We start from the raw sequence: 17,662 nt of genomic DNA on the forward strand, positions 1-17,662 counted from the left end.
TCCATCCAATTACTGAATCATGAAACGATATATTAAATACATAACACCGTTTTGTTTGATCGCTGCTTTAACGGGATGTACCAAAGATTTCCTGCAACGCGATCCTAAAACAGAGATCACCAGCGATCAATTCTTCAAGAGTACTGGCGATCTGGAAACATATACCAATGGGTTCTATTCCATGATGGGCGCTGCTTACGGCGATCCTTCTGCCGATAATTTCTCCGACGACATATCCATTTATAACGGAGGCGCTGAACTGGATAACCTCATCAGGGGTAAACTCTCTCCCGACAATGTGGGAGGATGGAACAACTGGGATAAACTGCGTCGCATCAATTTCATGCTCGACAATATGTCCAGGACCACCGGCGATCAGGCCGCTATCAACCATTATATTGGCATTGCCCGTTTCTACCGCGCACTCTTTTATTTCAATATGGTGAAAAGATATGGCGATGTGCCATGGTATTCACACGTGATGCAAACCTCCGATCAGTCGCTCTACAAAGCCAGCGATCCGCGCGCTATGGTAATGGATTCTGTGATGAACGACCTGGAATTTGCTGCCACCAATGTTGGTACTTCCATGAACAACGGAACCAATACCCGCGTTACCAAATGGGCTGCATACACTTTGCTGGCAAGGGTAGCGCTCTTTGAAGGCACATTCAGGAAGTACCATACAGAGCTGAACCTGCAAAACACGGCACAGCGCTTTTTACAGCGCGCAGCTTCTGCAACCGATACGGTAATAGCCAATGGCGGATTTTCCATTTACAACACAGGTGCCGGTGCAGCTAACTTTCGCGCCATCTTTTCCAGTCTCAGTTTATCTGGCAACAAAGAAGTCATCTTCTTACAAAAGAACGATCAAACCCAGGGCGTAGCCAATAACACACACGTGGTGCTTGACTGGCAGTGGGCATTGAGCCGCAGCCTGGCCAATGATTTTCTCATGACCGATGGAACATCCTTCACCGCACAGGCAGGTTTCGATAAGCAGGATTTTGTGCAGATGTTCAAGAACCGAGATCCGCGCATGGCGGAGACCATCATGCCTCCGGGATTCTCCACTACACCCGGCGGACAACCTTACCTGATCAAACCCGATTTCGGTGGAATGTTGCAAGTGAAGTTCTACCCACGTGATCCTAACCAACGACAGGGATGGTATGCCGATTACACCGACCTGCCTATTTTCCGTTACGCCGAAATATTACTAACCAACGCAGAAGCCAAAGCAGAACTGGGAACACTGGGACAGGCAGATCTGGATAAAACCATCAACCTCTTACGCAGGAGGGTGGCGATGCCCGATCTGAATATGGCCGCCGCGAATGCCAGCCCCGATCCGGCGCAAATGGCCAGGTATCCTTTAACCGGTGGAAACAACCAGGGCGTTTTATTGGAGATCAGAAGAGAGCGTCGCGTTGAAATGGCCTGTGAAGGACAGCGCTGGAACGACTTGCTGCGTTGGAAAGCAGGACCCGCATTGGCACAGCCTTCGCAAGGTATTTATGTAGCAGCTTTGGGTGGCATAGATGTAACCGGCGATGGCGTACCCGATATTGCGATCTGGCGGAATGCACAATCTGCACAACCGGTTCCCGGTTTGCCGGCGAATGCACCGGTCTATTACCTGGATGGCAGCAGCTATTATTTGTCAAATGGAACATCGGGCAACATCATGTTCAGTAAAGACGTGAGTCAGCCCCGCAATTTTATCGATCCCAAGTATTATTATTTCCCAATACCCTTGCAGCAAACCGTGCTGAACACGAATTTAAAACAGCCTTCCGGCTGGTAATGAAAAGCTATCAAAAAGGATCCCGTCTCACCGGGGTCCTTTCATTTTGTATCAACCAGGTATTTTATGAATAGAAGAGATCTTTTAAAGAACATAGGATTAACAGCAGGTACGGTGGCATTGAGTGCTGTTGGGGCTGTTACAACTGAAGCGGCTGCAAAACCATTTAAAAAGAAGCAGGTATTGCGTATTGCGCATATTACCGATATACATATGCGCCCCGAACTGGATGCGCCCAACCGTTTCAGGAAATGTTTGGAATTGATCAGAAAACACAAAGTAGATTTCTTTTTGAATGGAGGCGATACCATTTATGCTGCCGATTACGGCAATATCACCAGGGAGCGAGTGAACGAACAATGGAATATATGGCACGAGCTGCGCAAGGAATTCAACAAGTATGAGATGTACAGTTGCCTGGGCAACCACGATATGTGGTGGGCTGCGCCTGATAAAAACGATGCCATGTATGGAAAGGATTATGTGGTGCAACAACTCAACATTCCGCATCGCTATTACAGTTTTGATAAAAAAGGATGGCACTTTGTTGTGCTCGACAGCAACAACAAAAACGCCGGTTCACTCGATGATGAACAAAGAGACTGGCTGGAGAAAGACCTGGCGGCGTTGCCAGCCGGAACCCCTACTTTACTAATGAGCCACTATCCTTTACTGGCAGCCTGTTGTTATATGGATGGAGGCGGCATGCATACCGATTACAAATACCTGGTGAACTTGTTTTATAAGCATAAGGAAAAAGTAAAGACCTGTATCAGCGGTCACATTCATTTGCTCGACAATGTTGTGTACAATAATGTGCAGTACTGTTGTAATGGCGCTTTAAGCGGTTTCTGGTGGGAGGATGGAGATAAAAATTCTGCTGGTAAAGGGTATTGCCAGCAGACCCCTCCCGGTTATGCCATCATCGATTTATTTGATGATGGAACGATGCATAATGCGTATCACCCGCATTCATTTTAAATACGGTCCTTTCACAGGAGTTCAGTTATACAGTCAATTAGTAATATATCATGCATTGATCTGCGTGGTATTCTGCTGCAAAAGAAAAAATAAGCGTATAAATGACATTTATTATCAAATAGCGCTATATTCGTAGCCGCTCGTTAATAAATGTAAAAAATACAATTATTAAACCATGTCGTTACGATTGCTTACAGCCTGCTTCTTTTGCTTGTGCCTACAGGCAGCTACCCTTGCCCAACAACCGAAAAAGATCAGCCCGGATCTGTTCGGTATTTTTTTTGAAGACATCAGCTATGCTGCAGATGGCGGTCTCTACGCTGAAATGGTGCAGAACCGTTCTTTCGAATATTCTCCTACTGACCGCAAAGGCTGGAATGCATTAACATCGTGGGATTATCTAACAGATGGTTTTGGATATGGCAATATCTCTGTTGAATCTTCTTCCCCCTTGCATCCTAATAACAAGCATTATGTATTGCTCACGATAGAGGAACCCGGACAAAAAGGAATCGGTATCCGGAATAATGGTTTTGACGGTATGGTGATCCGTAAAGGAGCGCAATACCATTTCTCTTTGTTTGCAAAACAGGAATCACCAGGTGCGGGGATTGCTACTGAGGTAAGTTTGCAGAACAACAAAGGCGAAATATTGGCAGCATCAAAATGCTCCATCAACAACAAGGAATGGAAAAAATATGAACTCACTTTAACAGCAGATGGCAGTACCGATAGTGCGCAACTTGTGATACGCTTTACCTCAAAGGGCAGCGTTGCACTGGACATGGTTTCACTTTTCCCGGAAAAAACTTTTCACAACAGACCCAATGGCCTAAGGGCCGATCTGGCACAAACGATCGCAGACCTGCATCCCAAATTCATGCGTTTCCCTGGCGGCTGTTTGGTGCACGGCGATGGCCTGGGTAATATGTACCGCTGGAAAAATACGATCGGTCCTGTTGAGCAGCGCATCGAACAAAAAAATAGCTGGAACTATCACCAGTCGGCCGGACTGGGTTATTTTGAATATTTCCAATTCTGCGAAGACATTGGCGCCAAACCGCTGCCGGTAGTGCCGGCCGCTGTGAGCTGCCAGAACTCGGGCGGCACCTGGCGCATTGGCGGAACAGGTCAGCGTGGCCTGGAACCGGATGAACTGAAAACTTATATCCAGGATGTACTGGACCTGATTGAATATGCGAATGGTTCAAAAGATAGTTATTGGGGGGCCAAAAGAGCCGCCGCAGGCCATCTGGAGCCTTTTCACCTGGAATACATTGGCATTGGCAATGAAGACAAGATCACACCGGTTTTCAAAGAGAGGTTCCAGAAAATATATGCTGCTGTAAAAGAAAAATATCCTGCCGTTACAGTTATTGGAACCGTTGGTCCCGCGCCAGCCGGCGAGGATTTCGAGCTGGGATGGCAATTCGCCAATGAACAAAAAGTGCCCATAGTAGATGAACATTATTATGAAGCACCCGCCTGGTTTCTCAGTAACCAGCATCGCTACGATCACTACAACAGGAATCTTTCCGGTGTGTATATCGGGGAATATGCATCGCGCGGTAATACATTGGGTAATGCGCTGGCAGAAGCCGTTTACATGACATCACTGGAAAGAAATGCCGATGTGGTACGCATGGCATCCTATGCACCCCTACTGGCTAACCAGCAACATACTTCCTGGAATCCCAACCTTATTTATTTTACCAATACCCGCATCCTGCCAACAGTGAACTATTATGTGCAGCAACTTTTCTCACGCAACCAGGGAGATCTTTATTATGATGGCCTGGTGTCTTTTGCACAGAAAGACTCTGTACTGGCGGCGTCTTGTGTAAAAGATACCCGTACGGGCGACCTGATCATCAAGATCGTGAATGCAGGACCGGCCCAAACGGTTGCAGATATACAACTGGGTTCATTGCTGGCTAAGAATGCATCAGCCGAAGTACAAGTCCTTTCAGGCGAACCGGGCATGAAAAATACCTGGGAACATCCGGAAACGATTGTACCCAAAATGGCCGCAATACAACCGGGGAGAAAGATGCAATACGATGTAATACCTTATTCGCTTACCGTGATCAGGGTAAAGAAGTAATAACTGTATTTGGTTTTAGAAGACAGGCAGTTACAACCAGCCGTTTCTACGGTTGGTATTATTTTAATTATAAAAAATAAATGACCATGCCAGGGACCCGATTCAGGCGTTTGATTGCCTGCTGTTTTCTTTTGTTTGTTGCAGGATGGGCCCAGGGCCAGTATTCCGCTTACCTATTTGTGTATTTCACAGGAAACAGCATCAACGATGAATCCATTCATTTTGCCATCAGCAAAGACGGTTACCGTTTTATTGCATTGAATCACAACAATGCAGTGATCAACAGCAAAACCATCAGCAGCAGCGGTGGCGTGAGAGACCCGCACATACTCAGGTCGGCCGATGGTAAAATATTTTATATGGTGGTTACCGATATGGTATCAGCCAAAGGATGGGATTCCAACCGGGCGATGGTATTATTGAAATCGAACGACCTGGTGCATTGGACTTCTGCCGTAGTAAATATCCGGCAACGTTTTCCCGGCAATGAAACCCTCCAGCGTGTATGGGCGCCACAGACCATTTACGATAAGGAAACAGGAAAGTATATGATCTATTGGTCGATGAAACACGGCAAGGATCCCGATAAAATCTATTACGCGTATGCCAATGCAGATTTCACTGATCTGGAAACAGAACCCCGGCAATTGTTTTTCAGTCCTACTAACGGCGCTTGCATAGATGGAGACATCATATACAAAGACGGCAAATACCATCTTTTCTTCAAAACAGAAGGCGCGGGTTCTGGCATCAAAATAGCTGTATCTGATAAACTCACTTCAGGCTATACACTCAACGACCACTATGTACAGCAAACCAAGGACCCTGTTGAAGGTTCGGGTGTATTTAAACTGAATGATAAAGAAGGGTACATCCTCATGTACGACGTATACACGAAAGGCCGCTATCAATTCACTTACAGCAAAGACCTGATTGATTTTAAAGTAGTGGATAAAGACGTACTGATGAATTTTCATCCCCGCCATGGAACCGTTATGCCCATCACTTCGCAGGAAGCGAACCGTTTATTGCAGGCATGGGGAACAGGAGCAGATATTGCCAACACTACCGTATCAGCGGCTATAAGAAAAGGGAACACGTGTGTAGATACCATAAGCAATAACTTGTACCTGTCTGTTAAACCGGGTTATGACCTCCACCAACTCGATGCGCATTTTTTCAGCATGCCCGGCATACGGCAACAACCTGTGGGTCCGCAGGATTTCAGCAAAGGGCCGGTTAAGTATAGCTTTTCGGTTGGCGGTAAAACTCCAGAGCAGTGGAATGTATACGCACAAGTGAATGCCAACCCGGTGCTGGATGGCCTCTATGCCGATCCTGATATTTTATTTTCACAAAAAACAAAACGGTATTATATCTATCCCACCAGCGATGGTTTTAATAACTGGTCGGGCACATTCTTTAAAACTTTTTCTTCGCCCGACCTGGTTCATTGGAAAGACGAAGGAACCATACTCGATCTCGAAAAACATGTAAGCTGGGCCAAGCGCAATGCATGGGCTCCAACGGCTATTGAGAAAAAACATGGCAACGGGTATAAATATTATTTCTATTTCACTGCCGCGCAAAAGATCGGTGTGGCGGTGGCGGATGATCCGGCAGGACCTTTCACCGATTCGGGCAAACCGTTGATAGACCAGCTTCCCGCAGGTATTACGCATGGGCAAACGATCGACCCGGTTGTATTTGCCGATCCCGTATCCGGTAAAAATTACCTGTATTGGGGCAATGGATTTATGGCCTGCGCAGAACTGGCCGATGATATGGTATCGTTGAAGCCGGGAACCACGCGTATCATTACACCTGATGCTACTTTCAGGGAAGGCACTTATGTGTTTTACCGCAAGGGGAGGTATTATTTTATGTGGTCGGAAGATGATACCCGCAGCGAAAATTACCGTGTGCGTTATGGCTTTGCCGATGCGCCGCAAGGTCCCATTCATATACCTGCCAACAACATCGTATTGCAAAAATCAGTTGCATCGGGTATTTATGCAACAGGCCACAATTCAGTGATACAGGCGCCGGGCAAAGATGAATGGTATATGGTGTATCACCGCTTCAATTATCCCAATGGCATTCAATTGGGCCACGCGGCAGGATACAATAGAGAAGTATGTATCGATAAACTGCAGTTCAATGCAGATGGCGCCATCCGCCAGGTGATACCTACCCATACAGGTATTTTACCCAAACAGGATTTTCATAGCTGGGCTGCGTCACCGCCCATGGGTTGGAACAGTTGGGATTGTTTTGGTCCCACTGTTACCGAAAAAGAAGTGAAAGCCAATGCAGATTATATGGCTGCTCATTTAAAAAAAGCAGGGTGGGAATACATCGTAGTGGATATACGATGGTATGTTGCGAACGACAAATCGCATGGTTATAACCAAAAAGATCCGCAATACAATATAGACCCTTACGGGCGGCTGCTCCCCGCCGAAAACCGTTTCCCTTCTTCAAAAGGAGGCAAGGGCTTCAAGCCTTTGGCCGATTACCTGCACAGCAAAGGGTTGAAATTCGGCATACACATCATGCGCGGTATTCCGGTATTGGCAGTGAAACAAAATTTGCCCATCAAAGGAAGCACTGCACATGCAGCGGATATTTATTCCGAAAAAGACCAGTGCAAATGGCTGCGCGATATGTACACCATCGTTCCCGGAAAAACGGGCTCACAGGAATATTATAATTCGCTTTTTGAGCTGTATGCATCGTGGGGACTGGATTTTGTGAAAGTAGATGATCTCTCTTCTCCTATTTATTTTGATGGCGAGGTAGAAATGATCAGGCAGGCGATCGATCGTACCGGGCGTAAGATTGTGTTGAGCACTTCTCCCGGCGAAACACCTATTCAGCATGCGGCCCACGTGCAGGCGCACGCCAATATGTGGCGCACGGTGGGTGATTTCTGGGACAACTGGAAACAGTTGAAAGAGCATTTCGAAGTGTTCGAAAGATGGAACCCATGGAGGAGTTACGGAGCATATCCCGATGGAGATATGTTGCCGCTCGGACGCATCGGAATCCGCGCAGAGAACGGAGATACGCGCATGACCGCTTTCAACAAAGACGAACAATATACATTGATGACTTTGTGGAGCATTTTTAAATCGCCATTGATGTTCGGTGGCAACCTTCCCGATAATGATGCGTTCACCGATTCTTTGATCACCAATCAAGCGGTGCTGGATGTTTTAAAGAAGAGCGCTAATAACAAACCTTTATTCAATGAGGCCGATAAAGCGGCCTGGATAGCCGATGATCCCGCATCCGGCGCCAAATACCTGGCGGTATTCAACAAGGCCGATAGAAGTGGTGCTGATAAAATCCCCGTTAATTTAAAAGCGTTAGGTTTCAACTCCCGCTGCTTCATCAAAGACCTGTGGACCGGCAAAGAACTGGGTGCTTTTTCAGGTGAATTTGCACCGGAGATCAACAAGCACGGCGCTGGCTTATACAGGGTGTATATAAAAAACCAGGCCGGATTTAGTACTAAATTTCTCTCAATTTACTTGCTACATTAGCCTCGCAAAAAAGTATCGCCCTATGAAAACCCTATTCATTTCAGCAGTAGTTTCCATTCTTTTAGCAAGTTGCAATAACCAGCCGGCAGGCGAAAGCGCTATGCATAATGCTGGTAAAAAAGACACCATTGCTTGTCCGCCCGGCAGCAGCAAACTGGATGTGGCGAAAATAGAACAGCTTACCGGCATGAAAGGAATGGCCAAGAACGGCGACTATAAAATTACCGTACCGCAAAACGACCTGAAGATTGTAGTGGATGGATTCAAGATCATTCCGCCGATGGGACTGGGCAGTTGGATCGCATTCACTTCCTGTGCCGACAGTGTAATGGCCATGGGTGATATTATTGTAACAGAGACCGATTTAAAGCCGGTACAGGCAGAAGTAATTAAACAGGGTTTTCAAATTACCGCCATCCACAACCATTTTGTGCGCAACCATCCCAATATCATGTATATGCACGTGGATCGCAGAGGTAATATGGAAACTGTTTGCAGCGGTGCCAAGGCCATATTCGAAAGAGTAAAACAGGTGCGTGGCAAAGACCCCAAAGAAGGCAAGCCAGATAGCGTAGTAAATAAATTGAATATTCCCACGCTCGATTCTGTGATGGGTTATAAAGGAGAGAAGAGCAAAGGCGTTTATAAATACACCATCGGCCGGCCGGATGTAACATTAAGTGAACACGGCATTGTGGTGAGCGCCTTCATGGGATTCAATACCTGGGCGGCCTGGCAGGGTACCCCTGAGAGAGCGGCCGTAGCCGGCGATTTCACCATGCTGGAATCGGAAGTAGCGTCCGTAATAAAAGCATTGGTTGAAAATGGCATCGAAGTAGTAGCCGTGCACAACCACATGGTACACGAGCAACCGCGTATATTTTTCCTGCATTACTGGGGCGTTGGACCTGTTGAACAGTTGGCAAAAGGATTGAGATTGGCCCTGGATCAAACGAAGGCAAAAAAATAGCGGCGATACTACACACGTAATCAGCCGATCAATTTCCGGTAGTCTTCTGCTGTGTCTACATCTATGTTCCCTTCGGGAAAGGGGATGAACGCACCCTCATTCAGGTGACGGCGTATGATGCTTTTGGCTCCCGCATCGCCGGTCAGTTGCAGTAATTCGGGGAAAATATTTTTGTGAAACAACGCGGGTGTACCAAAGCTGTCACCGTACGCGCTCGCAACAATGTGCTTGCCGGTTGCCTGATAGGTGGTGATTAAATGCTTCAATGATGCAGTGGTTACATAAGGCTGATCGGCCAATAGCAGCACCACTGCTTCTGCAAGCGGGTTCAGTTGTGTGAATGTTTTTATCCCATGACGAATGGAAGATGCTATTCCTTCCTGCCACCCAGTATTGATGACCGTATGTGCCGCGTTGTTGTTAAGTGCTTCCTGGATAAGACCGGCATTGGCTCCTAAAACAACTGTAACAGCACCTGCATTGGCGTTGATGGCTGCTTCGCATGCATGTTGTACCAGTGTTTTGCCGGCATATAAGAGTAACTGTTTGGGAGTGCCCAATCGCGAAGAAGCTCCTGCGGCGAGTATGATAACTCCAATATTGCCGGTATGCATTTTCTCTTCTGCCATTGATCTGGTGTTTAGTGTGCAGTACTTGCTTCCAGCAGCATGAATGCTGTGCGCGGGTGAATGCTCACCAACCTGTTACGCAGAAAACCGCCTTCGCAATCTGCCAGCACCGCTTTTATTTCTGCCAGCACTGATAAGGCGATCTCTTCTGCTGCCTCTGCACCGATATCAAGACCTGTTGGACCATGTATAACTGCACTTTGTTCATCGCCTATATGTATGCCCTGTTCCTGAAATGCAGCCATCATGCGCTCCAATCGTTTCTTTGGTCCCAGGGTACCAATGTATCTGCATTGCATGGGCAGGAGCAGCTCCAGCATGGCCAGGTCGTAATTATAATTGTGCGTCATCAACACAAAAACAGTTCTTGGATCTATTGTTATTTGCTTGATAATGGTTGCAGGCTCTCCAACAATGATCTTGTGCACGTTGGGAAAACGTTGTGTGTTGGCATGTGTAGCCCTTCCATCTGCTATTGTTACCTGCCAGCCCAAAACAGCAGCCATTGCTGTCATGGGCAAAGCATCGTTGCCTGCTCCAACAAGGATCAATGAAACAGGCGGCTGCAACAGTTCAATGAAGGCGGTAAGGCTATTGCCTTCGGGGTATTGTTTGTGCAACGAAGTTTTGCGGGCCAGTACAGACGCCGCATCTTCCTGTACAGCGTTTTTGAGATTCTTATCGTTGATGGAACTGTATGTATTTTCTCCATTGAAAAAGAAACAGGTTCCTGGCTGGCGACCATGATAGTCTTGCAATGAAAAGAGCGTAACTACCACGGCGTCTTTCCGCTGCAAAAAACATTTTTCCAATAGGGCGATGGGGTGATTGGCTTGCATGGGATCAATGGGTTCAAATAAAATATGAACAATACCATTACAGCCCAGTTGCACACCAAACTCCACATCGTCTTCGTGCAGTGTATTGTAGGTAACCAGTTTGTTTTGTTGCTGGTTGATGGCGAGCAATGCTTTTTTCAAAGCATCACCTTCAAGGCATCCGCCGCTGATGGCGCCGGTGATTTTTCCGTTGTCTTCCACCAGCATGCGGGCGCCCGGCCTGCGGTAGGAAGAGCCTTCCACATGCACAACCGTTGCCAGGGCCATCTGCCGGCCGCTGGACTGCGCTTCTTTGAACGCGGTGAGGATATCGCTTATTTCTTTCGTCATGGTATAACGAACAATGTTAAATCGCGGCCATGCTGAAAGGAAGTTTTCTTATCCGCTTGCCTGTGAGGTCATAAATGGCATTGGTAAGTGCAGGCGCAAAAGGAGGCAGTCCGGGTTCGCCCACGCCAGCTGCATCTGCGCTATTCTCCATGATATGCACTTCAACAGGAGGCACATCGCTTATACGCGGCATATTGTATGCGTAAAAGTTTTTTTGAACTACCATCCCATTGTCGAATGTGATCTCGTGTATGGTAGCAGCGCCGAGGGCCATCACGATACTTCCTTCCACCTGTGCTTTGATCGTATCGGGGTTTACATACCAGCCGCAATCGATCACGGCCCATACCTGGTCGATCTTTATTTTTCCATCGGCCTGCCGCGATATTTTTACCACCTGGCCTACAGTAGTGCCAAAACATTCGGTGATGGCTACGCCATACCCTTTTTTCCTGTTCTTCCAGCCCGATACTTCTTCCAGTTTGTTGATCAGTTGCTGGCAGCGTTCTTCTTTTGCATATTGTTTCCTGAACACCAATGGATCTTTTCCTGCTGCAATGGCCAGTTCATCCATAAAACTTTCATACGCAAATCCATTGGTGGAAGCATACACCGAACGCCACCAGAGCGGAGGGATGGGTGTTTCAAAAGGCACATCTGCAAAACTGATGTTTTGAATGTTATCGTAGTAAGCTTTGAGAAATCCTTCGGTGGTGCTTCCGTTGGGTTTATCCTTCGGCGCTCCCTGCCAATGCCCTATATTTTGTCCGGCAAACCGTACTTTGAAAGCATCGATCTCACCATTGGTAACCACACCTTCGCAACGGTAACAGATGCCGGGCCGGTATGGGCCCTGGGTCATATCATCTTCGCGTGTCCACACTACTTGCACAGGCCCTTTTATCTCTTTTGAAATAACGGCCGCCTCGTGCGGGTAATCCATGAAAGCTTTCCGCCCGAATCCTCCACCCAGGAAAGTCATGTTAACGATCACTTTTTCCTTTGGTAGTCCCAGGTCCTTGCTCACATAATCCTGTATCCAGTCGGGCGCCTGTATCGGCCCCCAGATCTCGATCTGATCTCCCTGGTAATGCGCTACACAGTTCAAAGGTTCCAGGCAACTGTGTGACTGGTAGGGCGTTTCATACACCACATCGATCTTCTTTTGCGCCTGTTCAATGATGGGGGTCGGGTCTCCTTTTTTGCGGAACGACAAACCTTCCTGTGTGTTCAAAATGGTTTTCATGCGGCTGTAGAGGTCTTCCGTGCTCACATGCTCAAACCCGCTGTCATCCCATTCTACTTTCAACGCTTTTTTTCCCTGCAAAGCAGCCCATGTGGAATTAGCTACTACTGCTACGCCTTCACGAAAAGTATTGTGAACACCCATGCGTACTTTGAAAACATGTGTAACGCCTGGTATTTTACGGGTATCCGTATCGTCGAAGCTTTTTACTTTTCCAAGGAAGCGTGGATTACGCTCTACCATGGCATAGAGCATACCCGGAATTTTTTTATCCAGTCCGAACACCGCTGTTCCGTTTGTTTTCAGCGCAGTGTCCTGCCGGTGCAGCGGTTTACGGATCAATTTATATTCCGAAGTTTTTTTGAGTGTCACGTTTTTGGGCGCCGGTAATTTCGATGCATCCACTACCAGTTCGCCATAATGTAATTTTCTGCCCGAAGATTTGTGTATAACGGTACCCGCTTCTGCATGGCATTCCGAAGCAGGTACATCCCATTTGGCTGCTGCCGCTGCTATCAACATTTCGCGTGCCGTTGCGCTGAGGTTCAATAAATGCTTATAAGAACCGCGGATGGTGGAGCTACCGCCTGTTATTTGGTTACCGTATTTTTCTTTGTTGCCTTTGGCGAATATGATGTTGACGTCGTTGAGGTTCACTTCCAGTTCTTCTGCAATGATCTGGGGTATCGATTGATAAACACCCTGTCCCATTTCTGCGCGATGACTTACGAGCGTCACTTTTCCGGAAGTATCTATGTATATCCAGGAATTCATCTCAATACCGAATTGCTCCGCTTCCGCCTGGTTGATGATCTTTGGCGCTTCAGCGCTTGCCGGGAAATAAAAACCCAGGCAGAGCGCGGCCCCGGTGAGGCCGGATGATCTGAGAAAATCCCTTCTCGATATGTTTTTAGGACTGGCTGGTACAGACATATACAATATCTTTTAGTGAATGAAGGTTATTATCATTGTTTGGGAGCATACGCTCCTTTTTTGATCCAGGTGGTCCATGCTTTGGTAAAATCTGCATGGCTCATCGGCGGCAGCGAGCGGCCCTCGCCGGGGCTCCATGCTGCTAACACCAAACCATCATGGGCATGTTCCAATAACTGGTTGAGGTTTTTATTACCGTTTTGTTTTGGATCTATGAGTTGTTTGGCCAATTGATGTGCCGACCTGCCCTGGAATACCATTTTCATATTAGCGGGGGGCAGGTGCCAGTTCGGATTACCCGGTGGTGTATGCACGCCGGCTGTATTCTCTGGTTGATGGCAATTCGCGCATTTCATGGCATAAAGACCTTTGCCATCGGCTCCTCTCTTGGGGAACATGGTATGCAGGTGGCTGTCGTCGCCCTGCAACGGAACATCTCCTGAGGGATGGCAGTTCATGCAACGGGGACTCATGAGCACTTGATATACTTGCATAAAAGCTTTCACCGATTCAACGCTATCCCTATTGCCGTACTTGCTATTTGTTGCACTGTAGTTATTGAACCCGGAACTTACCACTGCAATGACCGAAAGCATGATCAATAAAACAGTAGCCGTTTTTACAGGCTGGAAATAATGCGCTTTATGTTCCGAATGTTGTTTCATAAAGTATAAATGAATTTCACAGTATCAAATTTGTATTCAAAACTGTACCAGTCGATGTTCATGCACTAGCTTCCTTTTTGCTGCATCTCTGCCGCTATGTGAATGGCTTTTCGGATGCGCAGATAGGTACCGCACCGGCAAATATTGCCTGCCATGGCATCGTCGATATCCTCGTCGGTAGGATGGGGATTTTCCCTGAGCAGCACCGCTGCCGACATCAACTGGCCTGAATGGCAATACCCGCATTGCGGCACATCAATTTCGGCCCAGGCCTGTTGTAGTGGATGGTTGTTGGCTTCCGATAAACCTTCGATGGTGATTACTTTTTGACCTTCGGCACGCTTGACTTTCGTAACACAGGAGCGAACGGCTTCCCCGTTCAGGTGAACGGTGCAGGCGCCACACTGGGCTACGCCGCAGCCATATTTGGTGCCGGTAAGACCCAGCACATCCCTTATGACCCATAATAATGGCATATCCGGATCTACATCTACCTCATAGTTGTGCCGGTTTACGTTTAATGAAATCATATGCGATGAATATTACTGTAAGAGATACCTATAAAGATATTTTTTCTTTGCCACTCTTTTATTATAAATTTCAAAGAATTTATTGCGAAAATCAAGCACGATGCAGGTAAGTTCTTCCGCGTTTGCTGCAAGGGTAGATAAAGGAAGTAGTAGAGGATAAGGAACCCCTTTAAAATTACCAATTTTTGTTCCGATTTTTACAATGTGCACTTCACCCCATGTCATAACTTTACTGATGATTTGTCGATAAACTGATATGTCAGTTGCAATACAAGGAATACATACCTTCTGAGGCATTGAGGAAATACGTTCAATGCTATTACATTTATGAATCTGATACAGATACTGTAATGGAGGATAAGGCTTTTGCCACCGGCTGTGTTGAAGTGATGTTTAATCTAAGTGGTGTTCAGTGGGAAACAAAGGCAAATGGCGCATTTGCGGCTACTCCGAAAGTTGAATTATGGGGACAGGTCCTGGACCCGCTTTCTTTTAGAACAGCGGGTAAAAATTACATGTTAGGCATCCGCTTTTACCCCTTTTCAGCTGCTGTTTTTTTACAAGAAGATATTCAGTTGTTCAACGACAAGATCCTGAACCTTACAGATGTACTGGGAAAACCCATTGAAGAATTGCACTCAAAGCTGCTCGAAACGGAATCGTTAGCAAAAAGAATTGATTGCGTGGAAGCTTTTCTGTTGAACAGGTTGTTAACGGCCGGGAAGATCGATAAAATAACCCTTGTGCAGCAAGTGATGCACGAATTGAAGCAGGAGGACTTTTTTGATAATATTGAAAATGTAGCCTGCAGGTATGGTATCAGTTCGAGGTATCTTCAGAAAATATTTTTGCAATACACCGGGCTCACACCCAAGTTGTACAGCAAGATCAACCGCTTTCAGAACAGCCTTTTGCTCCTATCAAAAGGGAATCAATCTCTTACTTCCATTGCATACGAGTGCGGTTATTTCGATCAATCACATTTTATAAAAGAGTTCAGGCGTTTTACCGGTGCGGTGCCATCTGGATACGACTTTGCCAATACTACGGCTGTACTCGCTTCTCCCAATAAATAAGCTGTTCCGTTTTGTACAATTTTTCTTTTTTGTGCATGTCCAACTTTGTGCATAAATAGAAAACCATGTCATCACATTTTGAAAAATTCAAGAAACTGCACCAGGCGAACCATTTATTCGTACTCCCGAACGCCTGGGACGCCAGGAGTGCGCAGCTTTTCCAGGAAAATGCATTTCCCGCCATTGGTACATCCAGCGCAGCCGTAGCTGCCAGCCTGGGTTACGAAGATGGAGAAGGAATGTTGTTTTCAGATTACCTGCTGATCATCAAACGGATACTGGCTTCTGTAAGCGTTCCGGTAACCGTTGATATGGAAATGGGGTATGGGAAAACCAATGAGCAGATTTTTGCAAACATGCAGCAGTTGGCTGAACTGGGCGTAGCCGGCATTAATATCGAAGATTCTGAGATCATTCAGTCAAAGCGTTCTTTGAAAAACGCAGCAGCATTTGCAAAAACGATTGAATATAGTAAGAACGGACTGGCTGCTAAAAACCTGTCTCTTTTTATCAATATCCGTTGCGACACTTATATCCTCCATGTAAAAGATGCACCCAAAGAAACAATCAGCCGGTTAAAGACTTATGAAACAACGGGGGCGGACGGTATTTTTCTGCCATGCATCAGCCGGGAAGAGGATATCAATGAAGCTGTGAACAACACCAAACTCCCCATCAATGTCATGTGCACACCGGGCCTTCCCGATTTTGATACACTGAATAAGCTTGGCGTGAAACGCGCCAGCATGGGGCCTTTCCTGTTCAATAAAACATATAAGAAGGCAGGAGAGCTGGCACAGAAGGTTATTGAAAAAGCAAACTTTTCTTCTATTCTTTAATTCATTAAAAACCACCATTATGATTGTATCTAAAAAAGCAACAGACACGCATGCCATGCTGGCAGCAGCCTATAACACGGGCGACATCGATACGGTGTTAAGCATGTACGATGTAAACGGAATTATTGTAGCTGCACCCGGCAGCCCGGTATCGGGAAAAGAACAATTCACCGATGCAGTAAAAGCCATCCTCGCCATCAAGGGGAAGATGGAAATTAAAACTGTTTATTGCCTTCAATCCGGCGATGTTGCAGTGGGCAGATCGGAGTGGAGCATTACAGAAGGAGATGAAACGAAGGTGAGCGCCAAAGGAGTGGAAGTGATGAAGCAACAGGCAGATGACACCTGGAAGGTCTTGATAGACCATGCGTTTGGTGCAGAAGCGGGGCTTACTGTCTGAGATGTAATCGGTTGATCAAACAGGCCTGCGTTTCAAGCGGGCCTGTTTGTACATTGTTTATTCTATATGAATAATGCAATTTGTAATTTGTATGTAGGCCGGTGAGGCAGTAGCCTTATTAATCACCACCAATGTTTTGAAAGGGATCATATCTGGTAGACTTGATATGTTGAATATGGACTACTAAGATATGCCAGGGTAGCGTTACTTTTATTGCAGGAATCAGAAAGAATATTCATCAACGAATAAAACCTGCTATGAAAAAATCTGCTCAAATCAGCCAACTGTATTTACGCATTGCCATTGGTATCGGCTACCTGGTACCAGGCCTGGACCGGCTCGGCGTTTGGGGCCCGCCGGGCGGCAAGCATATTTCATGGGGCAATTGGGAAACCTTCTTAAAATATGCGACCGAAGTAATGGGTTTCTTACCAGTGTCTGTTGCCTCTGTATTCGCCGTACTGGCAACCATTGGAGAAATTGGCTTCGGGGTGTTGCTCCTTTTGGGAAAGTGGACGCGGCTGGCTGCGCTGGGCAGCGGCATACTTTCTTTGCTGTTTGCCGTTTCCATGACCATTTCTTTTGGGATCGTTTCTCCCCTTAGTTACTCTGTTTTTACACTGAGCGCCGGAAGTTTCCTTTTATCAACGCTGAACGATTATAGATGGAGTCTTGATGCGCGCTCTTAAAATCATCGCTATAAAACAAACAACCAGGGAGCCGCTTTCTATGAGCTGCCAAACGGATTGTACAGCTTAACCG

At 46.6% G+C, this 17,662-nt stretch carries 14 protein-coding genes; 9 read left to right on the forward strand and 5 right to left on the reverse strand.

All coding sequences use genetic code 11. From position 1 onward, the window contains the following. Positions 1-19: 19 nt before the first annotated feature. The 5 genes from BLU98_RS07505 to BLU98_RS07525 all read left to right on the forward strand — a co-directional run bounded on the left by BLU98_RS07505 (position 20) and on the right by BLU98_RS07525 (position 9,413). Positions 20-1,810 (forward strand): RagB/SusD family nutrient uptake outer membrane protein, encoded by a 1,791-nt coding sequence (locus tag BLU98_RS07505; protein WP_092723416.1) that lies wholly within the window; start codon positions 20-22, stop codon positions 1,808-1,810. A 66-nt stretch (positions 1,811-1,876) separates the two neighbouring features. Continuing rightward, positions 1,877-2,791 (forward strand): metallophosphoesterase family protein, encoded by a 915-nt coding sequence (locus tag BLU98_RS07510; protein ID WP_092723417.1) that lies wholly within the window; start codon positions 1,877-1,879, stop codon positions 2,789-2,791. 175 nt (positions 2,792-2,966) lie between these two features. Further along, the gene (locus tag BLU98_RS07515; protein WP_092723418.1) at positions 2,967-4,895 is read left to right on the forward strand and encodes an alpha-L-arabinofuranosidase family protein; all 1,929 of its coding nucleotides are present in this window, start codon (positions 2,967-2,969) and stop codon (positions 4,893-4,895) included. Positions 4,896-4,981: 86 nt separating this feature from the next. After that, positions 4,982-8,443, forward strand: a complete 3,462-nt coding sequence (locus tag BLU98_RS07520) for a family 43 glycosylhydrolase (RefSeq protein WP_257574801.1) — start codon at positions 4,982-4,984, stop codon at positions 8,441-8,443. A 22-nt stretch (positions 8,444-8,465) separates the two neighbouring features. Further along, positions 8,466-9,413, forward strand: coding sequence for a DUF1259 domain-containing protein (locus BLU98_RS07525; protein WP_092723420.1), 948 nt, complete (start codon positions 8,466-8,468; stop codon positions 9,411-9,413). Between the two features lie 20 nt (positions 9,414-9,433). On the opposite strand, the gene BLU98_RS07530 is transcribed toward BLU98_RS07525, so the two are convergent. The 5 genes from BLU98_RS07530 to BLU98_RS07550 form a co-directional block, all read right to left on the reverse strand. Next, a complete protein-coding gene (locus BLU98_RS07530) occupies positions 9,434-10,042 on the reverse strand; it encodes a nucleotidyltransferase family protein (RefSeq protein WP_257574802.1) in 609 nt (202 codons plus the stop codon). A gap of 11 nt (positions 10,043-10,053) precedes the next feature. Beyond that, positions 10,054-11,211, reverse strand: a complete 1,158-nt coding sequence (locus tag BLU98_RS07535; protein ID WP_092723421.1) for an XdhC family protein — start codon at positions 11,209-11,211, stop codon at positions 10,054-10,056. Between the two features lie 16 nt (positions 11,212-11,227). Beyond that, entirely contained in the window at positions 11,228-13,390 is a 2,163-nt protein-coding gene (locus BLU98_RS07540) for a xanthine dehydrogenase family protein molybdopterin-binding subunit (protein WP_092723422.1), read from the reverse strand. 32 nt (positions 13,391-13,422) lie between these two features. Then, positions 13,423-14,055, reverse strand: coding sequence for a cytochrome c family protein (locus BLU98_RS07545; RefSeq protein WP_092723423.1), 633 nt, complete (start codon positions 14,053-14,055; stop codon positions 13,423-13,425). Between the two features lie 65 nt (positions 14,056-14,120). Then, entirely contained in the window at positions 14,121-14,585 is a 465-nt protein-coding gene (locus BLU98_RS07550; RefSeq protein ID WP_092723424.1) for a (2Fe-2S)-binding protein, read from the reverse strand. 263 nt (positions 14,586-14,848) lie between these two features. Between BLU98_RS07550 and BLU98_RS07560 the strand changes: the two genes are divergently transcribed. The 4 genes from BLU98_RS07560 to BLU98_RS07575 all read left to right on the forward strand — a co-directional run bounded on the left by BLU98_RS07560 (position 14,849) and on the right by BLU98_RS07575 (position 17,589). Then, positions 14,849-15,661 (forward strand): helix-turn-helix transcriptional regulator, encoded by an 813-nt coding sequence (locus BLU98_RS07560; protein WP_307777212.1) that lies wholly within the window; start codon positions 14,849-14,851, stop codon positions 15,659-15,661. Positions 15,662-15,726: 65 nt separating this feature from the next. Further along, positions 15,727-16,500 (forward strand): isocitrate lyase/PEP mutase family protein, encoded by a 774-nt coding sequence (locus tag BLU98_RS07565; protein WP_092723427.1) that lies wholly within the window; start codon positions 15,727-15,729, stop codon positions 16,498-16,500. A 19-nt stretch (positions 16,501-16,519) separates the two neighbouring features. Next, positions 16,520-16,900: a YybH family protein gene (locus BLU98_RS07570; RefSeq protein WP_092723428.1), complete on the forward strand. Its 381-nt coding sequence runs from the start codon at positions 16,520-16,522 to the stop codon at positions 16,898-16,900. Positions 16,901-17,157: 257 nt separating this feature from the next. Then, positions 17,158-17,589: a DoxX family protein gene (locus tag BLU98_RS07575; protein WP_092723429.1), complete on the forward strand. Its 432-nt coding sequence runs from the start codon at positions 17,158-17,160 to the stop codon at positions 17,587-17,589. The last annotated feature ends 73 nt before the right edge of the window (positions 17,590-17,662 follow it).

The sequence above is a fragment of the Hydrobacter penzbergensis genome, assembly GCF_900106985.1.
GTDB classification, from domain to species: Bacteria; Bacteroidota; Bacteroidia; order Chitinophagales; family Chitinophagaceae; genus Sediminibacterium; species Sediminibacterium magnilacihabitans.